The sequence below is a fragment of the Thauera sp. genome, assembly GCF_034003485.1.
Classification (GTDB): domain Bacteria; phylum Pseudomonadota; class Gammaproteobacteria; order Burkholderiales; family Rhodocyclaceae; genus Thauera.
In genome coordinates, this window is record NZ_JAVEYL010000001.1 from 155,801 (window position 1) to 181,873 (window position 26,073).

27 protein-coding genes are annotated in these 26,073 nt (G+C 67.8%); 19 read left to right on the forward strand and 8 right to left on the reverse strand.

The genetic code is table 11. The annotated features are described in order from the left end of the window. Positions 1 to 16 precede the first annotated feature (16 nt). The gene (gene tolQ, locus RBT54_RS00775) at positions 17 to 685 is read right to left on the reverse strand and encodes a protein TolQ (protein WP_320363113.1); all 669 of its coding nucleotides are present in this window, start codon (positions 683 to 685) and stop codon (positions 17 to 19) included. Next, positions 682 to 1,140, reverse strand: a complete 459-nt coding sequence (ybgC, locus tag RBT54_RS00780) for a tol-pal system-associated acyl-CoA thioesterase (protein ID WP_320363115.1) — start codon at positions 1,138 to 1,140, stop codon at positions 682 to 684. The genes tolQ and ybgC overlap by 4 nt, the downstream gene beginning before the upstream one ends. Before the next feature lie 187 nt (positions 1,141 to 1,327). Between ybgC and RBT54_RS00785 the strand changes: the two genes are divergently transcribed. The 19 genes from RBT54_RS00785 to RBT54_RS00875 all read left to right on the forward strand — a co-directional run bounded on the left by RBT54_RS00785 (position 1,328) and on the right by RBT54_RS00875 (position 19,379). Continuing rightward, positions 1,328 to 2,497 (forward strand): STAS domain-containing protein, encoded by a 1,170-nt coding sequence (locus RBT54_RS00785; RefSeq protein WP_320363117.1) that lies wholly within the window; start codon positions 1,328 to 1,330, stop codon positions 2,495 to 2,497. A 43-nt stretch (positions 2,498 to 2,540) separates the two neighbouring features. After that, positions 2,541 to 3,077, forward strand: a complete 537-nt coding sequence (gene hslV, locus RBT54_RS00790) for an ATP-dependent protease subunit HslV (RefSeq protein ID WP_320363119.1) — start codon at positions 2,541 to 2,543, stop codon at positions 3,075 to 3,077. A 10-nt stretch (positions 3,078 to 3,087) separates the two neighbouring features. After that, on the forward strand, positions 3,088 to 4,425 hold the full coding sequence (gene hslU / locus RBT54_RS00795) for an ATP-dependent protease ATPase subunit HslU (RefSeq protein WP_320363121.1): 1,338 nt from the start codon (positions 3,088 to 3,090) through the stop codon (positions 4,423 to 4,425). A 195-nt stretch (positions 4,426 to 4,620) separates the two neighbouring features. Continuing rightward, on the forward strand, positions 4,621 to 5,496 hold the full coding sequence (locus RBT54_RS00800) for an AEC family transporter (protein ID WP_320363123.1): 876 nt from the start codon (positions 4,621 to 4,623) through the stop codon (positions 5,494 to 5,496). Between the two features lie 166 nt (positions 5,497 to 5,662). Further along, positions 5,663 to 6,067 (forward strand): type II secretion system major pseudopilin GspG, encoded by a 405-nt coding sequence (gspG, locus tag RBT54_RS00805; protein ID WP_320363125.1) that lies wholly within the window; start codon positions 5,663 to 5,665, stop codon positions 6,065 to 6,067. Positions 6,068 to 6,079: 12 nt separating this feature from the next. Further along, on the forward strand, positions 6,080 to 7,255 hold the full coding sequence (locus RBT54_RS00810) for a type II secretion system F family protein (RefSeq protein WP_320363127.1): 1,176 nt from the start codon (positions 6,080 to 6,082) through the stop codon (positions 7,253 to 7,255). Further along, positions 7,252 to 8,976: a GspE/PulE family protein gene (locus RBT54_RS00815; protein ID WP_320363129.1), complete on the forward strand. Its 1,725-nt coding sequence runs from the start codon at positions 7,252 to 7,254 to the stop codon at positions 8,974 to 8,976. The genes RBT54_RS00810 and RBT54_RS00815 overlap by 4 nt, the downstream gene beginning before the upstream one ends. Further along, a complete protein-coding gene (locus tag RBT54_RS00820; RefSeq protein WP_320363131.1) occupies positions 8,957 to 9,823 on the forward strand; it encodes a hypothetical protein in 867 nt (288 codons plus the stop codon). The genes RBT54_RS00815 and RBT54_RS00820 overlap by 20 nt, the downstream gene beginning before the upstream one ends. Continuing rightward, positions 9,820 to 10,377, forward strand: a complete 558-nt coding sequence (locus RBT54_RS00825) for a PilN domain-containing protein (RefSeq protein ID WP_320363133.1) — start codon at positions 9,820 to 9,822, stop codon at positions 10,375 to 10,377. Before RBT54_RS00820 ends, RBT54_RS00825 begins: the two co-directional genes overlap by 4 nt. Continuing rightward, positions 10,374 to 10,928 (forward strand): hypothetical protein, encoded by a 555-nt coding sequence (locus RBT54_RS00830; RefSeq protein ID WP_320363135.1) that lies wholly within the window; start codon positions 10,374 to 10,376, stop codon positions 10,926 to 10,928. The genes RBT54_RS00825 and RBT54_RS00830 overlap by 4 nt, the downstream gene beginning before the upstream one ends. Next, on the forward strand, positions 10,925 to 11,443 hold the full coding sequence (locus RBT54_RS00835) for a hypothetical protein (RefSeq protein ID WP_320363137.1): 519 nt from the start codon (positions 10,925 to 10,927) through the stop codon (positions 11,441 to 11,443). Before RBT54_RS00830 ends, RBT54_RS00835 begins: the two co-directional genes overlap by 4 nt. A gap of 4 nt (positions 11,444 to 11,447) precedes the next feature. Beyond that, positions 11,448 to 13,697 carry a secretin N-terminal domain-containing protein gene (locus RBT54_RS00840; protein ID WP_320363139.1) on the forward strand — a complete coding sequence of 750 codons (2,250 nt, stop codon included), beginning with the start codon at positions 11,448 to 11,450 and terminating at the stop codon, positions 13,695 to 13,697. Positions 13,698 to 13,722: 25 nt separating this feature from the next. After that, positions 13,723 to 14,199: a type II secretion system protein gene (locus RBT54_RS00845; protein ID WP_320363141.1), complete on the forward strand. Its 477-nt coding sequence runs from the start codon at positions 13,723 to 13,725 to the stop codon at positions 14,197 to 14,199. A gap of 4 nt (positions 14,200 to 14,203) precedes the next feature. Continuing rightward, a complete protein-coding gene (locus RBT54_RS00850; RefSeq protein ID WP_320363143.1) occupies positions 14,204 to 14,596 on the forward strand; it encodes a prepilin-type N-terminal cleavage/methylation domain-containing protein in 393 nt (130 codons plus the stop codon). 4 nt (positions 14,597 to 14,600) lie between these two features. Continuing rightward, positions 14,601 to 15,065, forward strand: a complete 465-nt coding sequence (locus RBT54_RS00855) for a type II secretion system protein (RefSeq protein WP_320363145.1) — start codon at positions 14,601 to 14,603, stop codon at positions 15,063 to 15,065. Positions 15,066 to 15,275: 210 nt separating this feature from the next. Continuing rightward, the gene (locus tag RBT54_RS00860; protein ID WP_320363147.1) at positions 15,276 to 15,629 is read left to right on the forward strand and encodes a hypothetical protein; all 354 of its coding nucleotides are present in this window, start codon (positions 15,276 to 15,278) and stop codon (positions 15,627 to 15,629) included. A gap of 10 nt (positions 15,630 to 15,639) precedes the next feature. Next, a complete protein-coding gene (locus RBT54_RS00865) occupies positions 15,640 to 16,692 on the forward strand; it encodes a hypothetical protein (protein WP_320363149.1) in 1,053 nt (350 codons plus the stop codon). Positions 16,693 to 16,760: 68 nt separating this feature from the next. Continuing rightward, positions 16,761 to 18,608, forward strand: coding sequence for a hypothetical protein (locus RBT54_RS00870; RefSeq protein WP_320363151.1), 1,848 nt, complete (start codon positions 16,761 to 16,763; stop codon positions 18,606 to 18,608). Between the two features lie 60 nt (positions 18,609 to 18,668). Continuing rightward, positions 18,669 to 19,379 carry a PEP-CTERM sorting domain-containing protein gene (locus tag RBT54_RS00875; RefSeq protein WP_320363153.1) on the forward strand — a complete coding sequence of 237 codons (711 nt, stop codon included), beginning with the start codon at positions 18,669 to 18,671 and terminating at the stop codon, positions 19,377 to 19,379. A gap of 99 nt (positions 19,380 to 19,478) precedes the next feature. Here the strand turns inward: RBT54_RS00875 and RBT54_RS00880 are convergent, their stop codons facing one another. The 6 genes from RBT54_RS00880 to cysD form a co-directional block, all read right to left on the reverse strand. Beyond that, complete coding sequence (locus tag RBT54_RS00880; RefSeq protein WP_320363155.1) at positions 19,479 to 20,249, reverse strand: slipin family protein; 771 nt, start codon at positions 20,247 to 20,249, stop codon at positions 19,479 to 19,481. Next, complete coding sequence (locus RBT54_RS00885; RefSeq protein ID WP_320363157.1) at positions 20,246 to 21,916, reverse strand: NfeD family protein; 1,671 nt, start codon at positions 21,914 to 21,916, stop codon at positions 20,246 to 20,248. The genes RBT54_RS00880 and RBT54_RS00885 overlap by 4 nt, the downstream gene beginning before the upstream one ends. Before the next feature lie 277 nt (positions 21,917 to 22,193). Continuing rightward, the gene (locus RBT54_RS00890; protein ID WP_320363159.1) at positions 22,194 to 22,595 is read right to left on the reverse strand and encodes an RNA-binding S4 domain-containing protein; all 402 of its coding nucleotides are present in this window, start codon (positions 22,593 to 22,595) and stop codon (positions 22,194 to 22,196) included. A 150-nt stretch (positions 22,596 to 22,745) separates the two neighbouring features. Further along, complete coding sequence (locus RBT54_RS00895; protein WP_320363161.1) at positions 22,746 to 23,483, reverse strand: complement resistance protein TraT; 738 nt, start codon at positions 23,481 to 23,483, stop codon at positions 22,746 to 22,748. A 248-nt stretch (positions 23,484 to 23,731) separates the two neighbouring features. Beyond that, positions 23,732 to 25,012, reverse strand: a complete 1,281-nt coding sequence (cysN, locus tag RBT54_RS00900) for a sulfate adenylyltransferase subunit CysN (protein ID WP_320363163.1) — start codon at positions 25,010 to 25,012, stop codon at positions 23,732 to 23,734. 38 nt (positions 25,013 to 25,050) lie between these two features. After that, positions 25,051 to 25,965, reverse strand: a complete 915-nt coding sequence (gene cysD / locus RBT54_RS00905; RefSeq protein WP_320363165.1) for a sulfate adenylyltransferase subunit CysD — start codon at positions 25,963 to 25,965, stop codon at positions 25,051 to 25,053. Positions 25,966 to 26,073 lie beyond the last annotated feature (108 nt).

Below are 26,073 nucleotides of genomic sequence, written 5' to 3' on the forward strand. Positions count from 1 at the left end.
CTCGTTCTCCGCCCGGTCAGCGCAGGTTGCGCTGGAGGATGTTGGAGAACTCTTCCATGAAGCTCTCGAAGCGGATGCCCAGACGGTCGATGTCGTGCGCGAAGCGGTTGTATGCGACGACCGCCGGAATCGCTGCAAACAGGCCGATCGCGGTGGCGACCAGGGCTTCGGCGATGCCGGGCGCGACCTGGGCGAGGGTAGCCGAGCCGACGCTGGACAGCCCGCGGAAGGAGTTCATGATCCCCCACACGGTGCCGAGCAGGCCGATGTAGGGTGAAACCGAGCCCACCGAGGCCAGGAAGGCGAGGTGGGCCTCGAGGTCGTCGATCTCGCGCTGGTGGGTGGCGCGCATCGCGCGCCGGGCGCCGTCGAGCGTGGCGCCGTGGTCGTGGCCCTTCGCGCGCAGCTTGGTGAATTCGCGGTATCCGGCCTCGAAAATGCGCTCCATGCCGTCGGACTGGTGGCGGCTGGCGGATTCATAGAGCGTGTTGAGGTCGCCGCCACTCCAGAAGTCGCGTTCGAACTTGTCGGTTTCGGTGCGCGCCTGGCGAATCCGGAAGGACTTGCGGAAGATCCAGTACCACGAGACGAGCGACAGGGTGGCCAGCAGCGCCATGACGAGCTGGACGAGAATGCTCGCCTGGGAGATCAGGCTGATGATGGAGAGGTCGTGGGTGACGGTCATGCTTTGCTTTCGAGAAGGTCGTGCAGGGAAGCCGGGATGGCGACGGGTTTTTGCCGGTGCAGGTCGATGCTGGCAAGCAGGACCCGCGTATTGAAGAGAAGTTCTGGTCCGCGCATGACCTGCTGCTCGAACAGGATGCTCGCGCGGCGCAGCATGGCAATGCGAGTCACGACCTCGAGGGCGTCGTCCAGGCGCGCCGAGGCGAGATAATCGGCCTGCACCGAGCGCACGACGAAGGCCAGTCCTTGCTCGTCGATGAGCGCCTGCTGGCTGACGCCGAGCGTGCGCAGCCACTCCGCGCGCGCGCGCTCGCAGAATTTGAGATAGTTTGCGTAATAGACCACCCCCCCCGCGTCGGTATCTTCGTAATAGACTCGGACCGGCAGGGTGAACAGTTGCGACGATGCCTGCGTGTCGGATGCGCGGGCATCGTCGCGTTCGATTCTCGGTTGCATCGCAGCATTCTAGCTGAGCATTCAGGCGCGGTGCACGTCTGTTGCAAATGGTGATGAGCGCTTTGGCTGTCGGAGCTTAGCGCTTGTTGCAAAAGCAGTTTTCTCGAAATGTTGTTCTTATCGGTGGCGCCGCCGGACCCGGATGCCGGGCCCTTGTGCGGCGCTCTGGATACGCAGGAATACGAACGTGGCGCTCCCTTTCTTCGGCAAGAAACCTGCCTCGCCTCGGCCTGCGCCGGCGCCGGAGGGGCGTGTGGCCGGGGCCGAGAATCCGCCGCCGACGGAGTTGTCGGGGTTGGATTTCAGTGCTTCGGATCACGGCAGGGGGTTGGCGCACGCGGCCGGGCTGGTCGAGGTCCAGGAGTGTGGAAGCGGCATCGGGGCGACCTTCGAGGAGGCCGCGGTGCTGTACGCCAATGGCAACGACGACGAGGCGCTTGCCCTGCTCGAGGCGGCTGTGCCGAGCGAGGGCGGCGCGGTTGGGGAAGGTGCCTGGTTGATGCTGCTCGATCTGTATCGGCTCGGCGGTCATCGGCAGCGTTTCGATTCGAGGGTGCTCGACTACGCCACGCGCTTCGAGCGTTCGCCGCCGTCGTGGGCGGATCTGTCCCCCAATGCAGGCAAGGCGAAGGTCTTCCAAGCACCGCTGGTCAATCTCAACGGGCAGTTGTCGGCTGCGGCCGAGAAGCAGTTTGAGCAGATCGCCGCCATTGCCCGGCGCAACGGAGGCGTGCGCATCGATGTGAGCAAGGTGCGCGGGGTGGATGACGCCGGCTGCGGCGTCTGGCGCCGGCTGCTCGCCGAGCTGGCGGCGGAACGGCTCGGGGTGACGCTGCTCAATGTGCAGTCGCTCGCCGATGTGCTCGGCAAACGCGTGGTGGCGGGGCGGGCCGAGGAGCGCGATACCTGGCTGATGCTGCTCGAACTGCTGCAGTATGCAGGCGATCAGCCTCATTTCGAGGATCTTGCCGTCGCCTATGCGGTGACCTTCGAGGAGTCGCCGCCATCGTGGGAGCGTCGCGGCGGAGTTGCGCCGGGGACGATAGCTCCTGCAGACGCGACGCCGGTCGCCCAGCTGGACCCGGACGACTTCGTGTTCGAGGGCGAGCTGACGGGCGCGGGCAACGAGACCCTGAAGCGCCTCGCCGCCTTCGCGTCCGAGCGCAGGCAGATCAGGATCGACTGCGCGCGCCTGCGCCGGATCGATTTCGTCTGCGCCGGCACGCTGTTCAACATTCTCGTCACGATGCAGGCTCAGGGTAAACTCATCGGCCTCGTCAACGTAAACGCCATGGTGGCGGGCCTGCTGCGCGTCATGAGCGTGGATCAGGTCGCCCATGTCACCCTGCGTCCCTGAACAACGCACCAGCCCCCGGCACGGCCGCGGGCGGAGAACGTCAATGGAACAATATCGCGGCACCACCATCCTGTCGGTGCGGCGCGGCAACCGCGTCGCCCTCGGCGGGGACGGCCAGGTCACCCTGGGCAACATCGTCATCAAGGCCTCGGCGCGCAAGGTGCGCACGCTCTACGGCGGCCAGATCCTCGCTGGTTTTGCCGGCGGCACCGCCGACGCCTTTACGCTTTTCGAGCGCTTCGAGGCCAAGCTCGACAAGCACCAGGGCAACCTGCTGCGCAGCGCGGTCGAGCTTGCCAAGGACTGGCGCACCGATCGCATGCTGCGCCGGCTCGAAGCCATGCTCGCAGTGGCCGACCGCGAGCACTCGCTGGTGATCACCGGCAACGGCGACGTGCTCGAGCCCGAACAGGGCATCGTCGCCATCGGCAGCGGCGGCGCCTACGCGCAGGCCGCGGCGCGTGCGCTGATCGAGAACACCGAATTCGATCCCAAGGACGTCGTCTCCAAGGCGCTTTCCATCGCCGGCGACCTGTGCATCTACACCAATCACCACCACACCATCGAAGTGCTGGATTGAGAGCGAACGCATGACCCAGATGACCCCGCCGGAGATCGTCTCCGAACTCGACAAGCACATCGTCGGCCAGGACAAGGCCAAGAAGGCCGTCGCCATCGCGCTGCGCAACCGCTGGCGGCGCGCCCAGGTCGAGGAGCCGCTGCGTAGCGAGATCACCCCCAAGAACATCCTCATGATCGGCCCCACCGGCGTCGGCAAGACCGAGATCGCGCGCCGCCTGGCGCGCCTGGCCAATGCGCCCTTCATCAAGATCGAGGCGACCAAGTTCACCGAGGTGGGCTACGTCGGTCGCGATGTGGATACGATCATCCGCGACCTGATGGAGATCGCGATCAAGGACGGTCGCGAGCGCGCGATGAAGTCGGTGCGCGACCGCGCGCTCGACGCCGCCGAGGACCGCGTGCTCGACGCCCTGCTGCCGCCGGCGCGTCCGGTCGGCTTCAACGCCGAGCCCGAGCCGGCGCAGGACTCCGCCACCCGGCAGAAATTCCGCAAGAGGCTGCGCGAGGGCGAACTCGACGACAAGGAGATCGAGATCGAAGTGTCCACGCCCTCGATGAGCGCCGAGATCTTCGCCCCGCCCGGCATGGAGGAGCTCACCCAGCAGATCCAGGGCATGTTCCAGAACCTCGGCGGCGGCAAGAAGAAGCAGCGCAAGCTGCAGATCCGCGAAGCGCTCAAGCTGCTCGCCGACGAAGAGGCCGCGCGCCTGATCAACGACGAGGAAGTGAAGCTCGAGGCCGTGCGCTCGGTCGAGCAGAACGGCATCGTGTTCCTCGACGAGGTCGACAAGATCGCCGCGCGCAGCGACGTGCAGGGCGCCGACGTGTCCCGCCAGGGGGTACAGCGCGACCTGCTGCCGCTGGTCGAAGGTACGACGATCTCGACCAAGTACGGCATGATCAAGACCGATCACATCCTGTTCATCGCCAGCGGCGCCTTCCACCTGTCCAAGCCGAGCGACCTGATCCCCGAACTGCAGGGACGCTTCCCGATCCGGGTCGAGCTCGAGTCGCTGTCGGTGGAGGATTTCGCCCGCATCCTGACCAGCACCGACGCCTGCCTGACGCGCCAGTACGCGGCGCTGCTTGCGACCGATGGGGTGACGGTGGAGTTCACCGACGAGGGCATCCGCCGCCTCGCCGAGATCGCCTTTCAGGTCAACGAGAAGACCGAGAACATCGGCGCCCGTCGCCTGTACACGGTCATGGAGAAGCTGCTGGAGGAGGTCTCCTTCTCGGCCGGTTGCAGCAGTGCGACGCAGACCGTGGTGGTCGATGCGGCCTATGTCGACGTCCGCCTCGACATGCTGGCGCAGCGCGAGGATCTGGCGCGCTACGTGCTTTGATCCTTTCTCAGTCCTGTTCGCGGGCGAACCCGCTCCCACCGCCGGCGGCGCCCCGCGCGCCCGTGCATGAGGATCGACGGGGTCAGACTCGATTGATCCTGATCCGGTCCGCCGTGGGAGCGGGCTCGCCCGCGAACGCCATTGGCCCCCGGCCTTGGGCGCGCGCCCTGCACACGCCGGTTTCGAGCAGTCCCCATGCTGATCCGCATCGTTGAAATCCTTTTCCCGCTGTTCTTCATCACCGCTCTGGGCTTCCTCGTCGGCCAGCGCCTCAAGCCGGACCTCGCGCAGGCCAACAAGCTCAACATGGATGTGTTCGTGCCGGCGCTGGTGTTCGCGGCGCTGGCCAACAAGGCTTTCGACGTCGCGGCTTTCCTGCCGCTGATCGTCGCGTCGACGTTCATGGTGGTGGGCTCCGGCTTGGCGGCCTGGGGCCTGGCGCGGGCGACCGGGATGCAGACCAGGACGCTGGTGCCGCCGATGATGTTCAATAACTGCGGCAATCTCGGCCTGCCGCTGGCGGTGCTCGCCTTCGGTGAACTTGCGCTGGCGCCGATGGTGGTGATGTTCATGGTGTCGAACCTGATCCACTTCTCCTTCGGTGCCTGGCTGCTCGACCATCGGGTCCGTTTCCACATGCTCTGGCGCGTGCCCTCGGTGATGGCAACCATGCTCGGCCTGTCGGTGAGCCTGACCCAGTTCGAGGTGTGGCCGCCGCTCCTCACCGCGATCCGCATGCTCGGCGAGATCTCCATCCCGCTGATGCTGTTCGGCCTCGGCGTACGCCTGGCCGACTCGCGCATCAGCGCGGTCGGCGTCGGGGTTTTCGGCGCGGTGGCACGTCCGCTGGTCGGACTCGCATTGTCGTGGATCGTGTTGCAGCTCATCGATTTGCCGCCGCGCGAGCAGGCGCTGGTGCTCGTGTTCGGCGCCCTGCCGCCGGCAGTGCTCAACTTCATGTTCGCCGAGCGCTACAACCAGGAGCCCGACAAGGTGGCCTCGATGGTGCTGATCGGCAACGTTGCAGCGGTGGTATTCCTGCCGATCGCGCTTGCAATGGTGCTCGACTGAAGCGTTGATGCGAATATTTCCGCAGGGTGACCGAAAAACGACTGTCTCGAGATCGAAACATTCATAAAGCCTGTGGCAGACTTCAAAGGTCTTGAGGCCCCGGTCGTTCCTCTGCACCCCTTTGCGGCGGGTGCCGGCCCGCGGCCCCGTCAGGAAGAACAGAAAAATGAAGCAACGTGGTTTTACCCTGCTCGAACTGCTGGTGGTGATGGTGATCATCGGTCTGCTTGCCGGCTATGTCGGCCCACGCTTCTTCTCCCAGATCGGCAAGTCCGAGGTGAACACCGCAAAGGCGCAGATCGACGCCTTTGAAAAGAGTCTTGACCAGTACCGCCTCGACGTCGGTCGTTATCCGTCCACGGAGCAGGGTCTGCAGGCGCTGATGACTGCGCCTGCGGGCGAGTCGCGCTGGCAGGGGCCCTATCTGCGCAAGGCCGTGCCGGTCGATCCGTGGGGCAACGCATATCGCTACCGCCACCCTGGCGAGCATGGCGAATACGACATCTTTTCCTATGGCGCTGACGGTCAGCCTGGCGGGGACGCCACCAACGCCGACATCACCAACTGGTGAGATGAGCCGCACATGCGCTACCGCGTGAAAGCAGTCGGTGCCGACGCGCGAGTCGTCGAGACCGAACTCGACGCGCCTTCGGAGGCCGAGGCGCGCACGCTCGCGGCCGGGCGCGGGCTGGTCGTGCTGTCGCTCGCGCGTGCGGGCCGGGGCGGGCGGCGGGCGCGCTTTCCGTTGCTGCTGTTCAACCAGGAACTGCTCGCCCTGCTGCGTGCGGGCATTCCGCTCGCCGAGGCGGTCACGGCGCTGTCCGAGAAGGAAACGCGCGCGCCGGTGCGCAGCGTGCTGTCCGACATCGTCGCCGCGCTGCGCGAGGGCCAGCCCTTGTCGCGTGCGCTGGAGCGCGCGCCGCAGGCCTTCCCCGATCTCTACGTCGCCATGATCCGCGCCGCCGAGCGCACCAGCGACCTCGAGCGTGCGCTCGAGCGCTACGTCGCCTATCAGCAGCAGGTCGACACCCTGCGTGGCAAGCTGGTCAGCGCCGCCATCTATCCCGCGCTGCTGGTCGGCGTCGGCGGCCTGGTGGTGATGTTCCTGCTCGGTTACGTGGTGCCGCGCTTCTCGCATATCTACGAGGACGTCGGCAACGACCTGCCGTGGCTGTCGCAGCTGCTGCTCGACTGGGGGCAGTTGGTCGAGGCCCATGCGCTGGCGATGGGCGGCGTGCTGCTCGCGGTGATCGCCGCGCTGGTGCTGGCCGCGCGCAGCGAGGCGGTGTGGGCCGCCGTGGGCCGCCAGGCCTGGCGCACGCCAGGCATCGGCGAGCGCCTGCGCGCCTTCGAGCTCGCGCGCTTTTACCGCACGCTCGGCATGCTGCTCTCGGGGGGCATCCCCGCGGTGGGCGCGCTGCGCATGGTGTCGGGTCTGCTGTCGCCGACGCTGCGCGCCAGCCTGCAGCTGGCGATCGAGCGCGTACGCGAGGGCCAGCCCTTCACCGCCACGCTCGCCGCCTGTGGGCTGGCGACGCCGGTTGCGCAGCGCATGCTGGCGGTGGGCGAGCGTGCCGGCAATCTCGGCGAGATGCTCACCCGGTCGGCGGAATTCCACGAAGAAGACACCGCGCGCGAGATCGAATGGCTCACCCGCCTGTTCGGTCCGGTGCTGATGCTGGTGATCGGCGGTGCGATCGGCCTGATCGTGGTGCTGATGTACCTGCCCATCTTCCAGCTTGCGGAGAGCATCGGATGAGCGCCGCGCCCGATATCGGTCACGAGCCTTCGCTCGCCCCACAGGATGTCGCCTTGGTGGCGTCGCGTCGGCCTCAGGCGCGTCCGTTCTCGACCGAAGAGCTCGCCGCCGCGCGCACCGCCGGCAGCCGCGTGCTCGACGCCCTGGCCGAGCACGTGCCCGATGCCGCCGAGCGCCTCGCCCGCATCGCCGCCACCTGCGGCCTGCCGGTGCTCGGCCATGCCACGCTGATGGCGCGCGCCCCCGACTTCGCCGCGGTCGGCTTCGAGACCGCGGTGCGCCACGACTGCGTGGCCCTGCGCGACGAGGCCGGCGGCCTGGTGCTGGTGCTCGCCAACCCCTTCGACAACGACCTCCTCGACGGTCTGGCCGCGCGCCTGATCGAGCCCTTCGAGCTGGCGATCGCCGACCGCGACGACCTCTCCGCCTGTCTCGCCCGCCACGAGGACCAGGTGCGGCGCGCCGCCGGCCTCGACGAGGAGCGCCAGGGTACCGGCGGTGGCGGCGAGGTCGAGGACCTTTCGCTGCAGCGCATCACCGCGGGCGCCAGTCCGGTGGTCAAGCTGGTCAACTCCACGCTCTACGACGCGCTCAAGCAGGGCGCGAGCGACATCCACCTCGAATCGCAGCCCGGCGGCCTGGTCATCAAGTACCGCATCGACGGCGTGCTGTCGCGCGTCGGCACGGTGTCGGCGGCGGACCTGGCCGAGCAGGCGATCTCGCGCCTGAAGGTGATGGCCGAGCTCGACATCGCCGAGCGCCGCGTGCCGCAGGACGGCCGCTTCAAGGCCCAGGCCGGCGGGCGCGAGATCGACTTCCGGGTCTCCATCATGCCCAGCATCCACGGCGAGGACGCGGTGCTGCGCGTGCTCGACAAGGAGCACCTGAGCCGCGAGATGAGCGGACTGAGCCTCGAGGTGCTCGGCTTCGATGCCGAGTCGCGCCGCGTGCTGCGGCGCCTGGCCAACGAGCCCTACGGCATGCTGCTCGTCACCGGCCCCACCGGCAGCGGCAAGACCACCACGCTGTACGCGGTGCTGGGCGAGACCAACCGCGGCACCGACAAGGTCATCACCATCGAGGATCCGGTGGAATACCAGCTCGCCGGCGTGCTGCAGATCCCGGTGAACGAGAAGAAGGGCCTGACCTTCGCGCGCGGCCTGCGCTCCATCCTGCGCCACGACCCCGACCGCATCATGGTCGGCGAGATCCGCGACGGCGAGACCGCCGAGATCGCCATCCAGGCCGCGCTCACCGGCCACCTGGTCTATACGACGGTGCACGCCAACAACGTGTTCGACGTCATCGGCCGCTTCATGCACATGGGCATCGACCCCTACAACCTGGTCGCGGCCTTGAACGGTGTGGTCGCCCAGCGCCTGGTGCGCATCAATTGCCCGCACTGCAGCGAGGACGTGGTGCCCGACCCCGCGCTGGTGGCGGATTCCGGTCTCGGCGACGTGTCTGTCTTCCGCTTCCGTGCCGGCCACGGCTGCGGCCACTGCCGCGGCTCGGGCTACCGTGGCCGGCGCGCGGTGGCCGAGGTGCTGCTGCTCGACGACGAGGTGCGCGAGCTGATCCTCGCCCGCGCGCCGGTGCGCGCCGTGCGCGAGGCCGCATCGCGGCGCGGCTTCCGCAACCTGCGCGCGGCGGTGATCGAAATGGTCGCCGCGGGCGAGACCACGCTGGAGGAACTGAACCGTGTCACGCTCCACGGCTGAAACCCTGCTGCGGCTCGAACGCGACGCCTGGGTGCTCGATGGCCCCGACGGCACGCGCCGCTGTGCGCTCGAGGGCGGCGCGCCCGCCGCGGCGCTCGACGCGCTGCAGCCCCCCGCGCCCGGTCGCGGGCGGGCCTTGCGCGTGCGGGTCGCTGACGCCTGGCTGCGCTACCTGGTGGTGAACTGGCCGCAGGGCCTGCGCACCGCCGGGGAGCGCGCCGCCTTCCTGGCGCACCGCTTCGGCGAGGTGCATGGCGTGGGCGCGCCCGAATGGGTGGTGCAGGCCGACCGCGACGCGCATGACCTGCCTGCGCTCGGCTGCGCCGCGCCTGCCGCGGTGATTGCGGCAGTGCAAGGCTTCGCGGCCCGGCACGGCTACACGCTGGCGGGCATCGAGGGGGGGTTCATCGCCACCTACAACCGGCTGCGTGCGCGCTTTCGCGAGCCGGACGGCGAGCCGGCGGCGCTCGCCGTGCTGCACGACGGGCGGTTGACCGTCGGCTTGTGGCGCAGCGGTGCATGGCGCGGCGTGCGCAGCCAACCGGTGCGTGACGACGGGGCCACTGCCTTGCGTCTGATGCTCGAGGCCTGGGGGCGGGAAGCCGACCTCGTCCATGCGTCTGTCGCGAATCCCGACGCACGGCCGGCGCTGGCAGGTGCGGTGCAGGCGGGCAAGATGCAGTCAGCCTACTCGCAGGCAGGCGGGATGCGCGGCGGTGTGCTCCACGCTGCCGGCTACGACGGCGCCGTGCCCGAGGGCTGGCGCCGCGGCCAGGTGGAAGCCGGGATGAAGGAAGTCGGGACGAAGGAGGGCGGGATGAACACCAGGGAGCGACGCGCCGGATGAAGCTGCTTCCCAATGCGCCCGCTGCAGTCGATCTGGACTTCGCCCCGGCGCGCCGGCGGCGCCCGGGCGCGCTCGGCTGGGTGCTGCTCACGATCGGCCTGCTCGCTGCGGGCTTCGTGGGCTACGACCTGTGGATGGCCGAGCGCGAACTCGACGAACGCGAGGCGCTGGTCGCCCGGCTGCGCACCGAACTGCGTCAGGAGCGCCCGCAGCAAGCGGTGCGCAGTGCGGCGCCGGTCAGCGCCGAAGAGCGCGCGCCGGCCGAGCGCGTCGCCGGTGCGCTCAACGCCGACTGGGCGGCTTTCTTCTCCGACCTCGCCGGCGCAAGCCACCGGGAAGTCGCGCTGCTCGAACTGCAGGGCGACGCCACGCGCGGCAGCCTGCGCGTGGTCGGCGAGGCGCAGTCAGTGGAAGCCGCCTTCGCTTACCTGGAACAGCTGCAGCGCGCCGGCATGTTGCGCGAGGCGCGCATCGACAGCCACGAATGGGTGACGCAGGGCCCGCAGATGGTGGTGCGCTTCGTGCTCACCGCGCAGTGGAGGCCGGCGCCATGACGACCCTGCTTCGCATTCGTGAATCCCTGCGGCGCGCGCTGCGCGGTGCCGGCTGGGCGGGGGCTGCGGGCGGCCTGCTGCTCGCGCTGGCGGTGGCGACCGACCAGCAGGCGGCGGGCTCCTTCGAGGCTCGCCGCGCAGCCCTGGCCGCAGAGCGCGCCAGCGTGCTGCGCGGCGGTGAGGCGGCGCAGTCGGTGCGCACCGGGGTCGATCGCGACACGTTGCGCGCCTTCTACGACGGCTTTCCGGTGCGCGATGCGTTGCCGGCGTTGCTGTCCGCGCTGCAGGTGCAGGCCGAGACGCACGGTGTCGACATCGATCGCAGCGACTACCGTGTGGCCGAAGAGACCGGTGCGCCCCTGCAGCGCGTGGTGCTGAGCCTGCCGGTGCGGGCCGAGTTCGGCGCGCTCTACGGCTGGCTCTCCGAGCTCGTCGCCACCACGCCGCACGTGGGCCTGGAGGCCCTGACCCTGCGCCGCGGCGATGCGCGCGGCGGCTTCGTCGAGGGCGAGCTGCGCCTGCTGGTGTTCGTGCGGAGGACGCCGGCATGAACGCACGGCAATGGACGCTGATCGGTGCGTTGGCGCTGACGCTGGCCGCCACCTGGTGGGCCGCGCAGGTCGAAGAAGACGGTGCTGTGGAAGGCGACCTCGCCGGGGTGGTGGAGCCGGCCGCGCGCGCGCCGCTCGCACCTGCGGCAGTTCAGCGCGCGCGCGCGCCGGCGGCGGACGCTGCGTTCTCCGGCGAGCTCGCCATCATCCGGGAACCCTGGCCGGCAGCCGCATCCAGCCTGCTGCAGCCGCCGCTCGCCGCGCAGGCGCAGCTGCGCGCCGCGCCGGCGGTGATGACGCCGACCGCGCCGCCCTTGCCGTTCACCTTCATCGGCAGCATCGAGCGCGGCGGCCGTCGCACCGTGATGCTGATGGAGGGCGAGCAGCTCCATCTGGTGGGCGTGCGCGAGCGCATCGGCGAGCACTACCGTGTCGAGCGCGTGACGCCGACACAGATCGAATTCACCTACCTGCCGATGCAGCAACGGCAGGTGCTCGAGACCGGGCAGGACTGACAAGATGAACAAGAACCGAACCAGCAAACTGCACGCGCGTCATGCGCTCGGCGTCGCGGTGCTTGCCGCGGCCGGGCTGCTCGCCGGCTGTGCCACGCCGCTCACAGGCATGCCGCACGACGCGCCGCCGGTCGAGACCGACCCGATCGCCGAGCTGCGCCGACTCGGCGAAGCCGTCGTCGCCGAGCCGCGCAACGCCGACCTGCGCGCCCGCTATCTCGCCCGGCGCGACGCGCTCGCGACCGGCTGGCTCAACGAAGCCGAGCGTGCACGCGCCTTCGCGCAGTTCGAGCAGGCCGAGCGCCTGTATCGTGAAGTGCTCAGCATCGAGCCCGCCAACGCGCGGGCGCGCACCGGCCTCGACACGCTGGTCGACGAACGCCGGCGGCTACAGCGCCTGGACGAAGCCGAGGCCGCCTACATGCGGGGCGACAGCGCCAACGCCGAGCGTCTGGTGCGCTCGGTGCTGGCCGAATCCCCCGCCAACACCCGCGCGCGCCGTCTGCTGCGCGAGCTCGACGAGCGCCGCCTGTTGCAGCCGCCGGTCGCCGCGCTCGCCGGGCCGCTGGCGAAGAAGGTGAACCTGCAGTTCCGTGACGCCCCACTGCGCGTGGTGTTCGAGGCCCTGTCGCGCGCGGCCGGCCTGAACTTCGTGTTCGACAGCGACGTGCGCGACGACGCCCTGGTCAGCATCTTCGTGCGCGACACCTCGGTTGAAGAGGTCATCAAGCTGCTCACCGCCACCCAGCAGATCGACCGCAAGCTGCTCAACGCCAACTCGGTGCTGATCTACCCGGCCACGCCCGCCAAGCAGCGCGAATATCAGGAGCTGGTGTCGCGCAGCTTCTACCTCGCCAACGCCGACGTGAAACAGGCGCTCAACCTGATCAAGCAGGTGGTGAAGTCGCGCGACGTGTTCATCGACGAGAAGCTCAACCTGCTGGTCATCAAGGACACCCCCGAGGCCATGCGCCTCGCAGAGCGCCTGATCGCCTCGCTCGACGTCGCCGAGCCGGAGGTGATGCTCGAGGTCGAGGTACTGGAAGTAAGCCGCACCAAGCTGCGCCAGATCGGGCTCGAGTTTCCGCAGGAGATCGGCTGGGGCGCAATCGACGGGCAGAACGTCGGCCCCCTGCAGGACGGCGTGATCAACCTCAACAACACCGGCGGGCTGGTGCCGTTCGTGTCCAACCCGGCGGCGGTGCTGCGCCTGCGTGCCGAGGATGGCGACACCACGCTGCTCGCCAATCCGCGCATCCGGGTCAAGAACCGCGCCGAAGCCAAGGTCCATATCGGCGAGAAGGTGCCGGTGTTCACCACCACGTCCACCGCCAACGTCGGTGTGGCGGCTTCGGTCAGCTACCTCGACGTCGGTCTCAAGCTCGATGTGGTGCCGAGCGTGACGCTGGACGACGAGGTCGCGATCAAGGTCGCGCTCGAGGTGAGCAACATCGTGCGCGAAGTGCCCGGGCCGGAAGGTTCGCTCGCCTACCAGATCGGCACCCGCAGCGCGGCGACCACGCTGCGCCTCAAGCACGGCGAGACGCAGGTGCTGGCAGGCCTGATCAACGACGAAGAGCGCGGCAGCAACCGGCGCCTGCCCGGACTGGGCGACCTGCCGGTGGTCGGCCGTCTGTTCTCGTCCGAGCGCGACCAGGCTGCGCGCACCGAGATCGTGCTGCTGATCACCCCGCGCATCGTGCGCAACATTGTCGCCCCCGCCTTCACCCGCGACGATCTCGCCGCCGGCACCGAGGCCCTGGTCGGCGCGCCGCCGCTGCGCATCGGGCCGATGGCGCCCGAAAGTCTGCTGGTGAGCGGCACCGGCCAGCCCGGTGTCGCGGCGGCGGCGAGTGTGGCGGCTACGCCCCTGCTGCCTTCCGGTGAGGCCGAGGTCGATCCAGGCAGCATCGTGGTCGATCTGGCCGCCCCCGAAAGCGCGGTCGCTGGCGGCACGCTGACCTTGTCGCTCAAGCTCGACGGCACGGGGGGACACAACGGCGTACTGGTCGAGTTCGACTACGATGCCGAGCGCCTCGAGCCGGTCGGCTTTGCGCCGTCCGAGAGTGGCCAGGCCAGCACCGCGCTGCCCGCGGGCAATCTGCCTACCGCGGTGCCGATCGGCTTCAAGGTCAAGGAAGGCGCCACCGGCACGGCCAACGTGCGCATCAACGGCCTGATCTTCGACCTCGGCGGGCGTCAGGTGCCGATTCCCGCCTCGGGTGCGGCGGCGGTGCAGTTGCTGGCCCAATGACGCGGCCCTGGTGACGCGCTCTCCAATGACTCGCCCATTGCGCGGCTTCACGCTCATCGAACTGGTGGTCACCCTGGCCATCATCGGCGTGCTCGCCACCGGCGTGATGCCGCTGGCCGAACTGGCCGCGCAGCGCAGCAAGGAGTCCGAGCTGCGCACCGTCCTGCGCCAGATCCGCAGCGCGCTCGACGCCTACAAGGCCGCCTACGACGAAGGCCGCATCGAGCAGAAGGCCGATGCCTCGGGCTACCCGCCCAGCCTGCGCGTGCTGGTCGAGGGCGTGCCGGATGCGAAGGACGAGGAGGGGCGGCGCATCTATTTCCTGCGCCGGCTGCCGCGCGACCCGATGCACACCGACGCCAGTGTGGAGCCCGAGCGCACCTGGGGGCGGCGCAGCTACGCCAGCCCGCCCGATGCGCCGCGCGAGGGCGCGGACGTGTACGACGTGTATTCGCTGTCCGAGCGCACCGGCCTCAACGGCGTGCCCTACAAGGAATGGTGAGCGCATGACACCTTTCGTTCTACCAGCGCTGCGCCGCGGCTTCACCCTGATCGAGCTGCTGGTGGTGATGGCAATCATCGCCACCCTGCTCAGCATCGCCGCGCCGCGCTACTTCGGCCAGGTCGATGTCGCGCGCGAGAGGGCGCTGCTGCAATCGCTGGAGGTGATGCGCGACGCGATCGACAAATTCCGCGCCGACACCGGCAAGTACCCGGCCACGCTCACCGAGCTGGTCGAGAAGCGCTACCTGCGCAAGCTGCCGGTGGACCCGATCACCGAATCGGCCGAGACCTGGGAGCTCGTGCCGCCGCCCGACCCTGGCGAGAGCGGGGTGTGGGACGTGCGCAGCGGCGCGCGCGGCAGCGGCCGCGACGGTCGGCCCTTTGCCGAGTGGTAGCGCGATGGGCTTGCGGTCCGGCCAGCGCGGTTACACCTATCTGCTGGTGCTGTTCATCGTCGCCGCCATGGGCTTGTTTGCAGCCCGCACCGGCGTGGTCTGGCAGCAGGTCGCCCAGCGCGAGCGCGAAGCCGAGCTGATCGCCGTCGGCGTCGAGATCGCGCGCGCGCTCGCCAGCTACGCGCGCGAGACCCCGGTCGGCACGCCGTCGCGTCCCACCGAGCTCGCCCAGCTCGTCGAGGACAAGCGCTGGCCGACCCCGCGCCGCCATCTGCGCAAGGTCTATCGCGACCCGATGACCGGCAAGGCGGAGTGGGGCATCGAGCGCGACGGCAACGCGATCCTCGCGGTGCATAGCCTGTCGACGCAGGCGCCGATCCGGCGCGATGGTTTTCCGCCTGAGTTGGGGGATGTGGCGGCGAGCGCGGCGAGCTATGCGGAGTGGGTGTTCAGGCCGATGGAGGAGTGAGGGGCGCGCTTGCCCGGGGTCACGACGGGCATCGTCGACCCGACCGAGGGTGTCGGCCTTTTTTACACGACTGAGTGCGAATAAAAAGAAAGCATATATAAATCAACGAGTTTTCTTTTTGGCACGCTTGATGCTGAGCTCCTTGAAACGATGCGTAACAATTTGTTCCGCGCTTCGTTCTCGTCAGATCGACCTCGGGAGGTTTGCATCATGAAGAAGGAACTCAGTTTGCGGATGTCGCTCGCAGCGACGGCGTTTTCGGTAGTGCTCGGTGGCGGCGCCGGGTTTGCTCATGCCCAGGGCTCGGTCTGGCTCAGCGGGCCTTCGGTCGCCACGCTCGGTGCGAAAGCCAACTTTTCGGGCGGCAATCTGCCACCCGGAGCGGTGGTGCGCGTCCTTGTTCAGGAAGCGGGTGCCGCCTCGCATCAATCCGACGTGCTGGTTGCCCCCGATGGCACGCTCTCATATGAACTCAACCCCAGTCTGGAGGGCGAGCACAGTGTGACCGTGCTCGATCCGGGCGGACAGACGCTCGCCACCGCGCGGCTCAACGTCATGCGCTGAGGGTTCAACCATGAAGCCCGCTCAGATTGTGCTGGCCCTTGGCATGACCGTTCTCGCGCACAGTGTGGCCGTCCATGCGCTGCCTGCGACCGCTGCGGACGCCGAGGTAGCCCTCGTTTCGATCCGCAACGGCAACGCGCACATCTTCCTCAGTGACGGAAAGGGTAATGACCGCGCCCTGACGGCTGGCGAGTCCGTCAACCTGCAGCCGAGCTGGTCGCCGGACGGGGCGCACATCGCGTTCACCTCGAATCGCGAAGGACTCAACAAGGTGTTCGTGATGGATGCGCAGGGGGGCGAGGCCCGACGGCTGACGTCCGACGACGCGATCGAGACCACCCCGTCATGGTCGCCTGATGGCAGCGCCATCGCCTTTTACTCGCGAAGTGAGGCGTCCAACCAGATCGCGTTACGTATCGTCGAACTCGCAACCGGCAAGCACGTTGCGATCGCCGGTAACGGGCTCGACAAGGGGCCGGACGTGCCCGCGTGGTCCGCGGACGGCAGACGGATCGCCTTCCCCGGCATCGGCGCTAGCGGCAAGAGCGAGATCTGGGTCGTCGAGCGCGATGGCTCGAACCTGCGCGAAGTCAGTGCGAATGCCTCGAAGCGGACCAAGGGCCAGCCCTCTCTGTCGCCCGATGGCAGCCAGGTTGCCTACGTTGCAGACATGCGCGGTGCAATCGCCATCTTCGTCACAGACCTTGCAACGGGCGAGAGCCGCAACCTCACCGCGGGAGTCGAGGCCTCGCACGAGAACCCGCGCTGGTCGCCGGATGGCAAGCAGTTGCTGTTTTCGAGCTCGCGCGACGACGAGGGCAGGACGCGCATGGACATCTTCGTGATGAACGCCGACGGATCCGAGGTTCGCAATCTCACCCGTCACCCGCACGAGGATTTCAACGCGCAGTGGTCCGGCGACGGGCGGCGCGTCGTGTTCAACAGCCTTCGTACCGGCACCTCGCAGATCTTCGCCTTCGACCTGATATCGGGCGCCACGCTGCGCATGTCCGAGAACACCTCGCACGACCTCGAGTTCGCGCCCCGACCTGGCGGCCAATGAGCTTAAAGCAAGCAGGACTCACGCTTTTCCAAACGAAATTGCATCCGATCCTGAAGGAGCAGATGGAAATGAAAACGACACACTCGATGCACACCGCGCCCAAGGGCCGGACGCTGCGCCTGCTGACCCTGGCCCTGATGGGCGCGCTCGCAGGGCAGGCCATGGCGGCGGACAAGATCTATACCGTCAATGGCGACTTTGCGCTCGGCATTCTCGATGGCGTCAATTTCACCGTGGTCGCCAATCAGCTGCAGCTCAACGCGGTCGGCACGACCTTCCCGGTAGCGTGGATTGCCAACGCGGGCGAGGACACGGTCTCGAAATTCGATACCAATCTCAACAAGGAGGTCGCGCGCTACCGCACCTGGTTCGGACCGGCTGGGCAGCCTGGCTACTTTGGCCACCTTGGCAATGCCTACGCCGGTGCGGCCCCTTCGCGTACTTCGGTGGATATCGACGGCAATGCCTACGTGTTGAACCGCCACTTCAGCCAGGGTACCCAGAACGGCGGCACGATCGTCAAGATCCTCGCCGAGGGCTTCATTGACCGCAACGGCAACGGGGTGATGGATACCTCGATCGACCTCGACAACAACGGCATCATCGAGGGCGCCGAGATCCTGCCGCTGGCCGACACCAACGGTAACGGCATCATCGACGACAACGAGATCCAGGACGAACGCATTGCCTGGGTCAAGCGGGTGCCTGACGGGATTGGTGCGCCGCTGGTCGCCACCGGGGCTCTCGGGCGCGCGATGTGTATCGGCACCGACGGCAACCTGTGGGTGGGCCTCTACAGCAACCGGACCTTCTACAAGGTGCGCTCGTCCGATGGTGCGACCATCGCGGGGCCGGTCAGCACCGCGCCGACAGCGGGGCAGCCCAGTGCCGGTTCGTGGTCGCCCTACGGCTGCCTGATCGATGCGAACGGCACGCTGTGGAGCGCTTCGCTTGGAAGCGTACTCGGCCGCATCGACAACACTGCCAGCGACACGGGGCCGTATACGGTTTCGTCATACAGCAACTGCAGCAACTATGGTATCGGCCTCGGTAACGGCAAGGTCTATCTGGGTAGCGGCAATCGTGTGTTTGATCCGTCCTCGGGCGCAACGTCCTGCGGTGCCTTGAGCGGCATGAGTGGTGTCGGTACGCTCGGCATCGTGGTCGATGGTGGTGGAAACATCATTGCCGGCACGTCCACGGTTCGCAAGGTTGCTCCCGATGGCACCACCATCCTTTGGACGCAGCCGCTGCAGTCGGGTGGCAGTTCGTCTGTCGGCATCCAGGTCGACGCCAACAACGACGTGCTGCAGATCGGCTTCACCAGCGCGGGCCGCATCCAGAAGTACAGCGGCGCCAACGGTGCGCCGCTCGGTGTCTTCCCGGTCGGCAACATGCCCTACACCTATAGCGACGCCACCGGCCTGTCGGCGCGGACGGTGACCAGCCCGACCGGCACATGGACCGTGACCCTCGACGGCGGTGCGGCGGGTACGGACTGGAGCAAGGTGCTGTGGAATGACCTGACGCCCAATGGCACAGCGGTGGTGGTGTCAGCCCGCGCGGCGGACACCGAGGCAGGCCTGCCCGCACAACCCTATATGCCGGTCGCGAACGGCGCCGATCCGATGGTTGCCGGGCGCTTCATGCAGATTCAGGCGCGCCTCAACGGCAACGCCGCGGGCGACTCGCCGATCCTGTACGACCTGACCGTGCAAGGGCCGGCGCAGGGCACGTGCGACGTCGACCTCGACGGCGACATCGACAAGGCCGACCTCTCGCTGATCAGCCGCTCGCGCAACCAGACCGCCCAGCCAGGCGATCCCCGCGATGCAGATGGCGATGGCCGCATCACGCCGAACGACGTGAAGGTGTGCATCCCGCAATGCACGCGTCCGAACTGCGCGCTGCAGTGATTCCTGAACGCGCCCCGGCTCCGGCCGGGGGGCTTCGATCTTTGACTTAGGAGAGACATCATGAAGAAGCGAATCATTGCCGTCTGCATAGCGGCGTGTGCTATGGCCGGTAGTGCGCAGGCAGCACTGCTGTCCGATCTGCTCGCTGGACAGAGCATCACCGCCGGCGACAAGTTGTTTGCCAACTGGGAGATCCTGTTCCAGGACTCTTCGGAAGTGAACCGTACCGTCAATACCGCCAATATCGACGTGGTGGCGATCGAAGATGGCGGAGATTACGGGCTGTCTTTCTCGATCCTGAACAACGAGTTCCTCGTGAATGGCGACGGCTTTTACGCTTACCTCGACTTCATGTTCGGCTTCAGTGTCACGGCAGCGCCCGGGATGAAAATCAACGGGGCTTCGCTGGGAATCCTCAGCGCAACACTGATTTATCCGTCCGATCAGGATCTTGAGGCGATCTTCATTCGTGAGACGCTGGGTACGGCGCCGGAGGCGGATGATCTCGGCGAAATGTCCGCGGAGTTCAGCCGTCTCGACGGAGCGTTGACCGATGATCTTTCGGACACCGCAGCCTTCCTCCCGCAGCAGACGGTCTGGGTAACCAAGAACATCCTGGTGGAGGCCGAGGACGAAGGGCACAGTGCAAACCTCACCGGCTTCGAGCAACGCTTCTCGCAAACCAGTGTTCCTGAACCGGCTTCCCTGGCCCTGCTCGGCATCGGCCTGTTCGGCCTGGCCGCGGCACGCAAGCGCACACCCGTCGCCTGAACGGGAGGCTGTGGAGAGGCGTGGCCAGTAATCGAGTAGTCGGGGACAGACCACGATTACCGGTTCGGCTGCCCCACTGGTTTTGCGCCGCCGAGGGTTTCACGCCCGAGGCGGCGCTTCCTTTTGCCCCATCAGCTTGCCTAACAGGTCCACCGGCACCGGAAACACCAGCGTCGAGCTCTTGTCGCCCGCCACCTGGGTCAGCGTCTGCAGGTAGCGCAGCTGCATCGCCGCCGGTTCCTGCGCCAGCATCTGCGCGGCTTCGAGCAGGGACTGTGCGGCCTGCTTCTCGCCTTCGGCGTGGATCACCTTGGCGCGGCGCTCGCGTTCGGCCTCGGCCTGGCGGGCGATGGCGCGGACCATGCTTTCGTTGAGGTCGATGTGCTTGATCTCGACGTTGGCCACCTTGATGCCCCAGGAGTCGGTCTGCGCGTCGAGGATCTGCTGCACGTCGAGGTTTAGGCGTTCGCGCTCGGCCAGCATCTCGTCGAGCTCGTGCTTGCCGAGCACCGCGCGCAGCGTGGTCTGGGCGAGCTGGCTGGTGGCCATGAGGAAGTTCTCGACCTGGATGATGGCCTTTTCCGGATCGACGACGCGGAAGAACACGATCGCATTGACCTTGACCGAGACGTTGTCGCGCGAGATGACGTCCTGCGAGGGCACGTCCATGGTCACCACCCGCAGGTCCACCTTGACCATCTGCTGGATGCCGGGGATCACGATGACCAGGCCGGGGCCCTTGACCTTCCAGAAGCGCCCGAGCAGGAAGATGACGCCGCGCTCGTACTCGCGCAGGATCTTGATCGAGGCGATGACGAGGAAGAGGAGCAGCAGGAAGAGCGGGGCAAGCCCGAATTGAAGGTCGATCATGATGAGGTGCTCCCTGGGGTGAGGTGGTGAGTGTCCGGCGGCGATGAGCCCGGACCGGCTGCGGCTGCCGAAGCGTTGGACCGCGTCGCGATCGGGGTGACCGTGAGGGTGAGGCCGTCGATGCGCGTCACGCGCACATGGGCGCCCGGCGCGAGCGCCTGCGTACTGCGCGCGCGCCAGTGCTCGCCATGCACCGCGATCCACCAGTCGCCGTCGTCGGTGGCGCGCTCGACCCTGCCGAGGGCGCCGAGCATCTCCTCGCTGCCGCTGACCACCGGTCTGCGCAGGCTGCGCGCGGCGAAGCTGCCGATGGCGACGATGATGGCCGCGCTGGCCAGCGCCATGCCCACGATCAGGGCGATCGGGATGCCGAAGCCGGGCACGTCCGCATCCATCAGGAACAGGCCGCCGACCACGAAGGCGATGATGCCGCCCACGCCGAGCACGCCGAAGCTGGGCAGGAAGGCCTCGGCCAGCATCAGCCCGGCGCCCACCGCGAGCAGCAGCACGCCGGCCCAGTTCACCGGCAGCAGCTGGAAGGCGTAGAGTGCCACCAGCAGCGAGATCGCCCCGGCCACGCCGGGTACGCCGAAGCCGGGCGAGGTGAACTCGAAGAACAGACCGTACATGCCGATCATCATCAGGATCAGGGCCACCTGCGGGTTGGCGAGCACGGCGAGCACTCGGTTGCGCCAGTCGGGCTCCATGCGCTCGATGGCGATGCCGGCGGTGGCGAGCGTACGCGTGCCGTCGAGCACGGCGACCTCGCGGCCGTCGAGCTTCTTCAGCAGCTCGGCGGTGTCGATGGCGATGAGCTCGATCACGCCTTGGGCCAGCGCCTCCTCGGCCGACAGGCTGGCGGCCTCGCGCACGGCGCGCTCGGCGAAGTCGACGTCGCGCCCGCGCAACTGGGCCAGGCTGCGGATGTAGGCGCTGGCGTCGGACATGGACTTGGCGGCCATGGCGTCGGTGGGGGCTGGGGCGCGCCGGCTCCCCGCCGCCGCGGGGGGCGATGTGGTGGCGGGTTGATTCGACACGGTGGGGCGCGCGGTCGCCTCATCGCTCCGGGCCCCTGGCGTGGTCGCCGGGTCGCGGTTTGCGCTGTCGGGCTGCGAGGGGGGTTGTGATGAGGGCTGTGATGGGCTGGACGTGGCACCCGCGCCATCCTGCGCCCCGGGGCCGGCATCTTCGGCCGCCTCCGGCTCGTCGCCGAGCGGCGCCGTGCGCCCGGGCTGGGCGCCGCCGATGCCGATGGCGACCGGCGTCGCCGCACCGAGGTTGGTCGCCGGCGCCATCGCGGCGATGTGGCTGGCGTAGAGGATGTAGGTGCCGGCGCTTGCCGCGCGTGCGCCCTCGGGCGCGACGAAGGTGGCCACCGGCACCGGTGAGGCGAGGATGTCCTTGATGATCGCGCGCATCGAGGTGTCCAGCCCGCCCGGGGTGTCCATCTCGATGACCACGAGTTGTGCGCCGGAGGCCGCCGCGCGTGCAAGGCCCTTGCCGATGTAGTCGGCGCTGGCCGGGCCGATGGCGCCGTCCACCTTGAGTACCAGCACGCCCGATGCATTCGAGCCCGCGTTCGAGGCGAGCAGGAACAGCAACAGGCCGATCAGGACGAGCGCGGCGCTCAGCGCGCTGCGCGGTGCAGTGGAGGGAAGAGCGGGCATTCCAGTCTCTCCGTTGCGGCCGGTGAGCGGATGGCTCACGGCTCTTCAATCGGAGTGCAGGAGCAGCGCTCAAGTTCGCAAGCCGGCCGATTTTCTACTGCTGGGCGGTGGCAAGCTCGTCGCCGAGGCGCTCCGGCACGAGATGGCGCACTCGCCCGGCGCCCCGGCACCGCAGCTTTCTTCCGTCGGGCGCGGTGCCGGGGCGTCCTCGGCGTTACCGTCGCATCAGGCCTCAGTCGTACCCCGAGTGCGCGCCCCCAGTCGCTCCGTGCGGCGTTCAGTCGCCGCCGAAGCGGTCCATTCGCCGGCGGTCGCGCTTGGTGGGGCGGCCGTGCAGGTCGGCGCCCGGGGTGGCGGCGAACTTGCGCAGGTCGCGGGCGCGCTCGCGCGCCTCGATGCTCTCGGCGGTTTCCGCGTACAGCGCCTGCGCGACCGTGGCGGAGCCGCGCTTGTCGGCGATGGCGCGCACGATCACCGTGCGCGCGTCCTCGCCGGCGGTGATGTCGAGCCGGTCGCCCACCTTGACGTCGCGCGCGGGCTTTACCGCCACGCCGTTGAGCTTGACCTTGCCGCCATCGACCGCCTCGGTGGCGGCGCTGCGATGCTTGAAGAAGCGCGCGGCCCACAGCCACTTGTCGAGGCGGGTGCGGGCGGTGTCGGTGGGCGAGTGTTGGCTCATGAAGGTGATGGTCGATGAAGCGCGGCAGACGTGAAAAAGGCGCTGCCGACATTATCGACAGCGCCGCGGTCCAGGGCAAAGCGAAACATCAGGCGTGTGCCCGCCCCTGTGGTGTGCAGTTGGGTGCGCGCTCGAGGCTGACCCAGGAATTCAGAACAGGCCCGAGATCGAGTTGATGAGGCCCTTCTTCAGCTCCGGCAAGGCTTCTTCGAAGGCGAGGTTCACCTTGTTCGCGGTGGAGCCGATGCGGGTCTGGTAGATCTTGTAGTCCGACTCTTCGGCATAGGTGACCTGAGAGGCTCCGCTGTTGCCCTGGCGCAGCTTGTGGTTTGAATTCACCTGGGCCTTGCCCGCGCCGCGGATGCGCTCCTTGAGCTGAAGGTCGGTAATCATCGAGAAGTACACGTCCTTGACCGCAGCACCGGCGATGCCCTCGGCCAGCGCGCCGATCAGGCCGGCGGCCGCGATGCCGCGACCGCTGGCACCACCTGCATAGCCTGCACCCGCCCCCAGCACCAGCCCGCCTACGGCGGAGACGCCGTAGCCCTGGCTGATCGCGGCTTCGGTTGCAGTGGGCGCCGACTTGCCGACCTGCAGGATGTTGGCCTGCAGGATGTAGTGCGCGGCGTCGGGGTCCTGCATCAACGTGTAGCCCTTGGCCTGCAGGGCGGCGGCGATTTCCTCGTTCACCGCGAGGTCGGGCTTGTCGGAGGTGTTGCGGATCTGCAGGAAGATGGTGCGCTTGTCGGCGCCGACCGGGTCGAGGAAGACGGTGTCGGACATCTTGGTCTGCACGTCGAGGTCGCGCTTGCTGATGGCGACCTGGGTGGCGGCACAGCCGGAGAGAATGAGGGCGGCGACAGAGACGAGAGCGATTCGCTTGAGCATCGGAAGACTTCCTTAGGGTCGAGTGGACGCAGCAGACACCTGAACTTGCCGCCCAGCGGGCCGGGGCGCGCGAAAACATCGATGTCATTGGCAGAAAATGCTAATAGGATTATATGACAAAAACAAGGAAAGCTTTTTGTCATTTTCGCGGCCGTTGTCCTGTCCGGGCGCCCCCAGTCGTTCACAGGAAAAACCCCGGCGCTCTTGCGAGGGCCGGGGCTCAATGGATGCTGAGGGCGGTGCGGCGTCTAGCCGATCATCCCCGCACCCACCGTGTTGTTGGTGCTCTCGTCGATGATGATGAAGGCGCCGGTGGCGCGGTTGCTCTTGTAGCGGTCGGCGACGATGGGCTGGGCGAGCTTGAGGGTGATGCGGGCGATGTCGTTCATCGCCAGGCCGGTGGTTTCTTCCTTCTCCAGCGTGTTTACGTCCAGCCGGTAGTCGATCTTGGCGAGCTTGGCCTTCACCTCGCGCGTGGTGTGGCGCACGAGGTAGGTGCGCGCCGGGCTTAGCGGCGTCTCGGACAGCCAGCACACGGTGGCGTCGATCTGCTTGACCGGCTCGGGGGCTTCGGCCGACTTGGTGATGATGTCGCCGCGCGAGATGTCGATCTCGTCCTCCAGCAGCAGGGTCACCGACTGCTCGTGGATGGCGCGCGGCAGGCGCTCGCCGCCGATCTCGATGCGCTTGACCCGGCTGGTGGCGCCCGAGGGCAGCACGGTGACGGCGTCGCCCACGGCGATCTCGCCGGATTCGACCCGGCCCATGAAGCCGCGGTAGTCGTGCAGTTCGGGGTTGGCCGAGTCCTGCGGGCGGCATACGTACTGCACCGGGAAGCGGAAGTCCTCGGCCTGCTCGGTGTGGGCGGCGGGGGCGTTCTCGAGGATGTCGAGCAGCGTGGGGCCGTCGTACCAGGACAGGCGCTCGCCGCGGTCGACGATCATGTCCCCGGCCAGCGCCGAGATCGGGATGAAGCGCACGTCCGCAATGCCGAGCTTGGCGGCGAAGGCGAGGTAGTCGGCCTTGATGCGCTCGAATACGGCCTGGTCGTAGTCGACCAGGTCCATCTTGTTCACCGCGACCACCAGGTGCGGGATGCCGACCAGGCTGGCCAGATACGAGTGGCGGCGGGTCTGGGTGAGCACGCCCTTCCTCGCATCGATGAGGATGATGGCGAGGTTGGCGGTGGAGGCGGCGGTCACCATGTTGCGGGTGTACTGCTCGTGCCCCGGGGCGTCGGCGATGATGTACTTGCGCCGGCCGGTGGTGAAGTAGCGGTAGGCGACGTCGATGGTGATGCCTTGCTCGCGCTCGGCCTGCAGGCCGTCGGTCAGAAGGGAAAGGTCGACCGCGCTCATGCCGCGCTTGGCCGAGGTCTTCTCGATGGCGTTGAGGGTGTCGGCGAGGATGGTCTTGGTGTCGAACAGCAGGCGGCCGATCAGGGTGCTCTTGCCGTCGTCGACGCTGCCGCAGGTGAGGAAGCGCAGCAGGCCGTTGTCGATCTCGGGCAGGTTTTCAAGGGCGGACATGGTCATGATTCCTTCAATTCTCTGTGTGCGGGCGCGGGTCAGAAATAGCCTTCCTTCTTGCGCTGTTCCATCGACGCTTCGGAGGTCTGGTCGTCCATCCGGGTGGCGCCACGCTCGGTGATCGTCGTCGTCGCCGTCTCGGCGAGGATCTTGTCCAGGGTGTCGGCGTCGGACTCCACCGGCGCCGTGCACGTGATGTCGCCCACGGTGCGAAAGCGCACCAGCACGTCCTCGACCACATCGCCATCCCTGGCCGGGGTCACGTCGGTCACCGGCTGCAGCAGCCCGTTCCTGCGCACTACCGGGCGCACGTGCGCGAAGTAGATCGACGGGAGCTCGAGCTGCTCGCGGGCGATGTACTGCCACACGTCGAGCTCGGTCCAGTTGCTGATCGGAAACGCCCGGATGTTCTCGCCCTTGTGGCTGCGCGCGTTGTACAGGTTCCACAGCTCGGGGCGCTGGTTCTTCGGATCCCACTGCCCGAATTCGTCGCGAAAGCTCATGATCCGCTCCTTGGCGCGCGCCTTTTCCTCGTCGCGGCGGGCGCCGCCGATGCAGGCATCGAACGAAAACTCCTCGATCGCCTCGAGCAGCGTCACCGACTGGTGCTTGTTGCGCGACTCGCCCGCGTGCTTGAGCACCACGGTCCCGCGCGCCATCGAGTCTTCCACCGAGCGCACGATCAGGCGCTCGCCCAACTCCGCAGCGCGCTTGTCGCGGAAGTCGGTGACTTCCTTGTAGTTGTGGCCGGTGTCGATGTGCATCAGCGGGAAGGGGAAGCGGCCCGGGCGGAAGGCCTTCTCGGCCAGGCGCAGCAGGCAGATCGAGTCCTTGCCGCCGGAGAACAGCAGCACCGGGTTGGCGCACTGGCCGGCGACTTCGCGCAGGATGTGGATGGCTTCGGCCTCGAGCCAGTCGAGGTGGGAGAGCGTCTGTTTGGTCAGCGTCGACATGATTTGATTACCGTTGCGGATGCTTGATCGGATGGGTTCTGAATGCCCGCAGCGCGGCCTTGAGGCCGGCGTGCAGGGCGCCGAGGCGGTATTGCAGGCTGCGGCGGG

Bases quoted from the DNA above. Each gene is read 5' to 3' on its own strand.
- tolQ (WP_320363113.1), bottom strand. From the start codon at position 685: ATGACCGTCACCCACGACCTCTCCATCATCAGCCTGATCTCCCAGGCG.
- ybgC (WP_320363115.1), bottom strand. From the start codon at position 1,140: ATGCAACCGAGAATCGAACGCGACGATGCCCGCGCATCCGACACGCAG.
- hslV (WP_320363119.1), top strand. From the start codon at position 2,541: ATGGAACAATATCGCGGCACCACCATCCTGTCGGTGCGGCGCGGCAAC.
- hslU (WP_320363121.1), top strand. From the start codon at position 3,088: ATGACCCAGATGACCCCGCCGGAGATCGTCTCCGAACTCGACAAGCAC.
- RBT54_RS00800 (WP_320363123.1), top strand. From the start codon at position 4,621: ATGCTGATCCGCATCGTTGAAATCCTTTTCCCGCTGTTCTTCATCACC.
- gspG (WP_320363125.1), top strand. From the start codon at position 5,663: ATGAAGCAACGTGGTTTTACCCTGCTCGAACTGCTGGTGGTGATGGTG.
- RBT54_RS00810 (WP_320363127.1), top strand. From the start codon at position 6,080: ATGCGCTACCGCGTGAAAGCAGTCGGTGCCGACGCGCGAGTCGTCGAG.
- RBT54_RS00815 (WP_320363129.1), top strand. From the start codon at position 7,252: ATGAGCGCCGCGCCCGATATCGGTCACGAGCCTTCGCTCGCCCCACAG.
- RBT54_RS00825 (WP_320363133.1), top strand. From the start codon at position 9,820: ATGAAGCTGCTTCCCAATGCGCCCGCTGCAGTCGATCTGGACTTCGCC.
- RBT54_RS00830 (WP_320363135.1), top strand. From the start codon at position 10,374: ATGACGACCCTGCTTCGCATTCGTGAATCCCTGCGGCGCGCGCTGCGC.
- RBT54_RS00835 (WP_320363137.1), top strand. From the start codon at position 10,925: ATGAACGCACGGCAATGGACGCTGATCGGTGCGTTGGCGCTGACGCTG.
- RBT54_RS00840 (WP_320363139.1), top strand. From the start codon at position 11,448: ATGAACAAGAACCGAACCAGCAAACTGCACGCGCGTCATGCGCTCGGC.
- RBT54_RS00845 (WP_320363141.1), top strand. From the start codon at position 13,723: ATGACTCGCCCATTGCGCGGCTTCACGCTCATCGAACTGGTGGTCACC.
- RBT54_RS00850 (WP_320363143.1), top strand. From the start codon at position 14,204: ATGACACCTTTCGTTCTACCAGCGCTGCGCCGCGGCTTCACCCTGATC.
- RBT54_RS00855 (WP_320363145.1), top strand. From the start codon at position 14,601: ATGGGCTTGCGGTCCGGCCAGCGCGGTTACACCTATCTGCTGGTGCTG.
- RBT54_RS00860 (WP_320363147.1), top strand. From the start codon at position 15,276: ATGAAGAAGGAACTCAGTTTGCGGATGTCGCTCGCAGCGACGGCGTTT.
- RBT54_RS00865 (WP_320363149.1), top strand. From the start codon at position 15,640: ATGAAGCCCGCTCAGATTGTGCTGGCCCTTGGCATGACCGTTCTCGCG.
- RBT54_RS00870 (WP_320363151.1), top strand. From the start codon at position 16,761: ATGAAAACGACACACTCGATGCACACCGCGCCCAAGGGCCGGACGCTG.
- RBT54_RS00875 (WP_320363153.1), top strand. From the start codon at position 18,669: ATGAAGAAGCGAATCATTGCCGTCTGCATAGCGGCGTGTGCTATGGCC.
- RBT54_RS00880 (WP_320363155.1), bottom strand. From the start codon at position 20,249: ATGATCGACCTTCAATTCGGGCTTGCCCCGCTCTTCCTGCTGCTCCTC.
- RBT54_RS00885 (WP_320363157.1), bottom strand. From the start codon at position 21,916: ATGCCCGCTCTTCCCTCCACTGCACCGCGCAGCGCGCTGAGCGCCGCG.
- RBT54_RS00890 (WP_320363159.1), bottom strand. From the start codon at position 22,595: ATGAGCCAACACTCGCCCACCGACACCGCCCGCACCCGCCTCGACAAG.
- RBT54_RS00895 (WP_320363161.1), bottom strand. From the start codon at position 23,483: ATGCTCAAGCGAATCGCTCTCGTCTCTGTCGCCGCCCTCATTCTCTCC.
- cysN (WP_320363163.1), bottom strand. From the start codon at position 25,012: ATGTCCGCCCTTGAAAACCTGCCCGAGATCGACAACGGCCTGCTGCGC.
- cysD (WP_320363165.1), bottom strand. From the start codon at position 25,965: ATGTCGACGCTGACCAAACAGACGCTCTCCCACCTCGACTGGCTCGAG.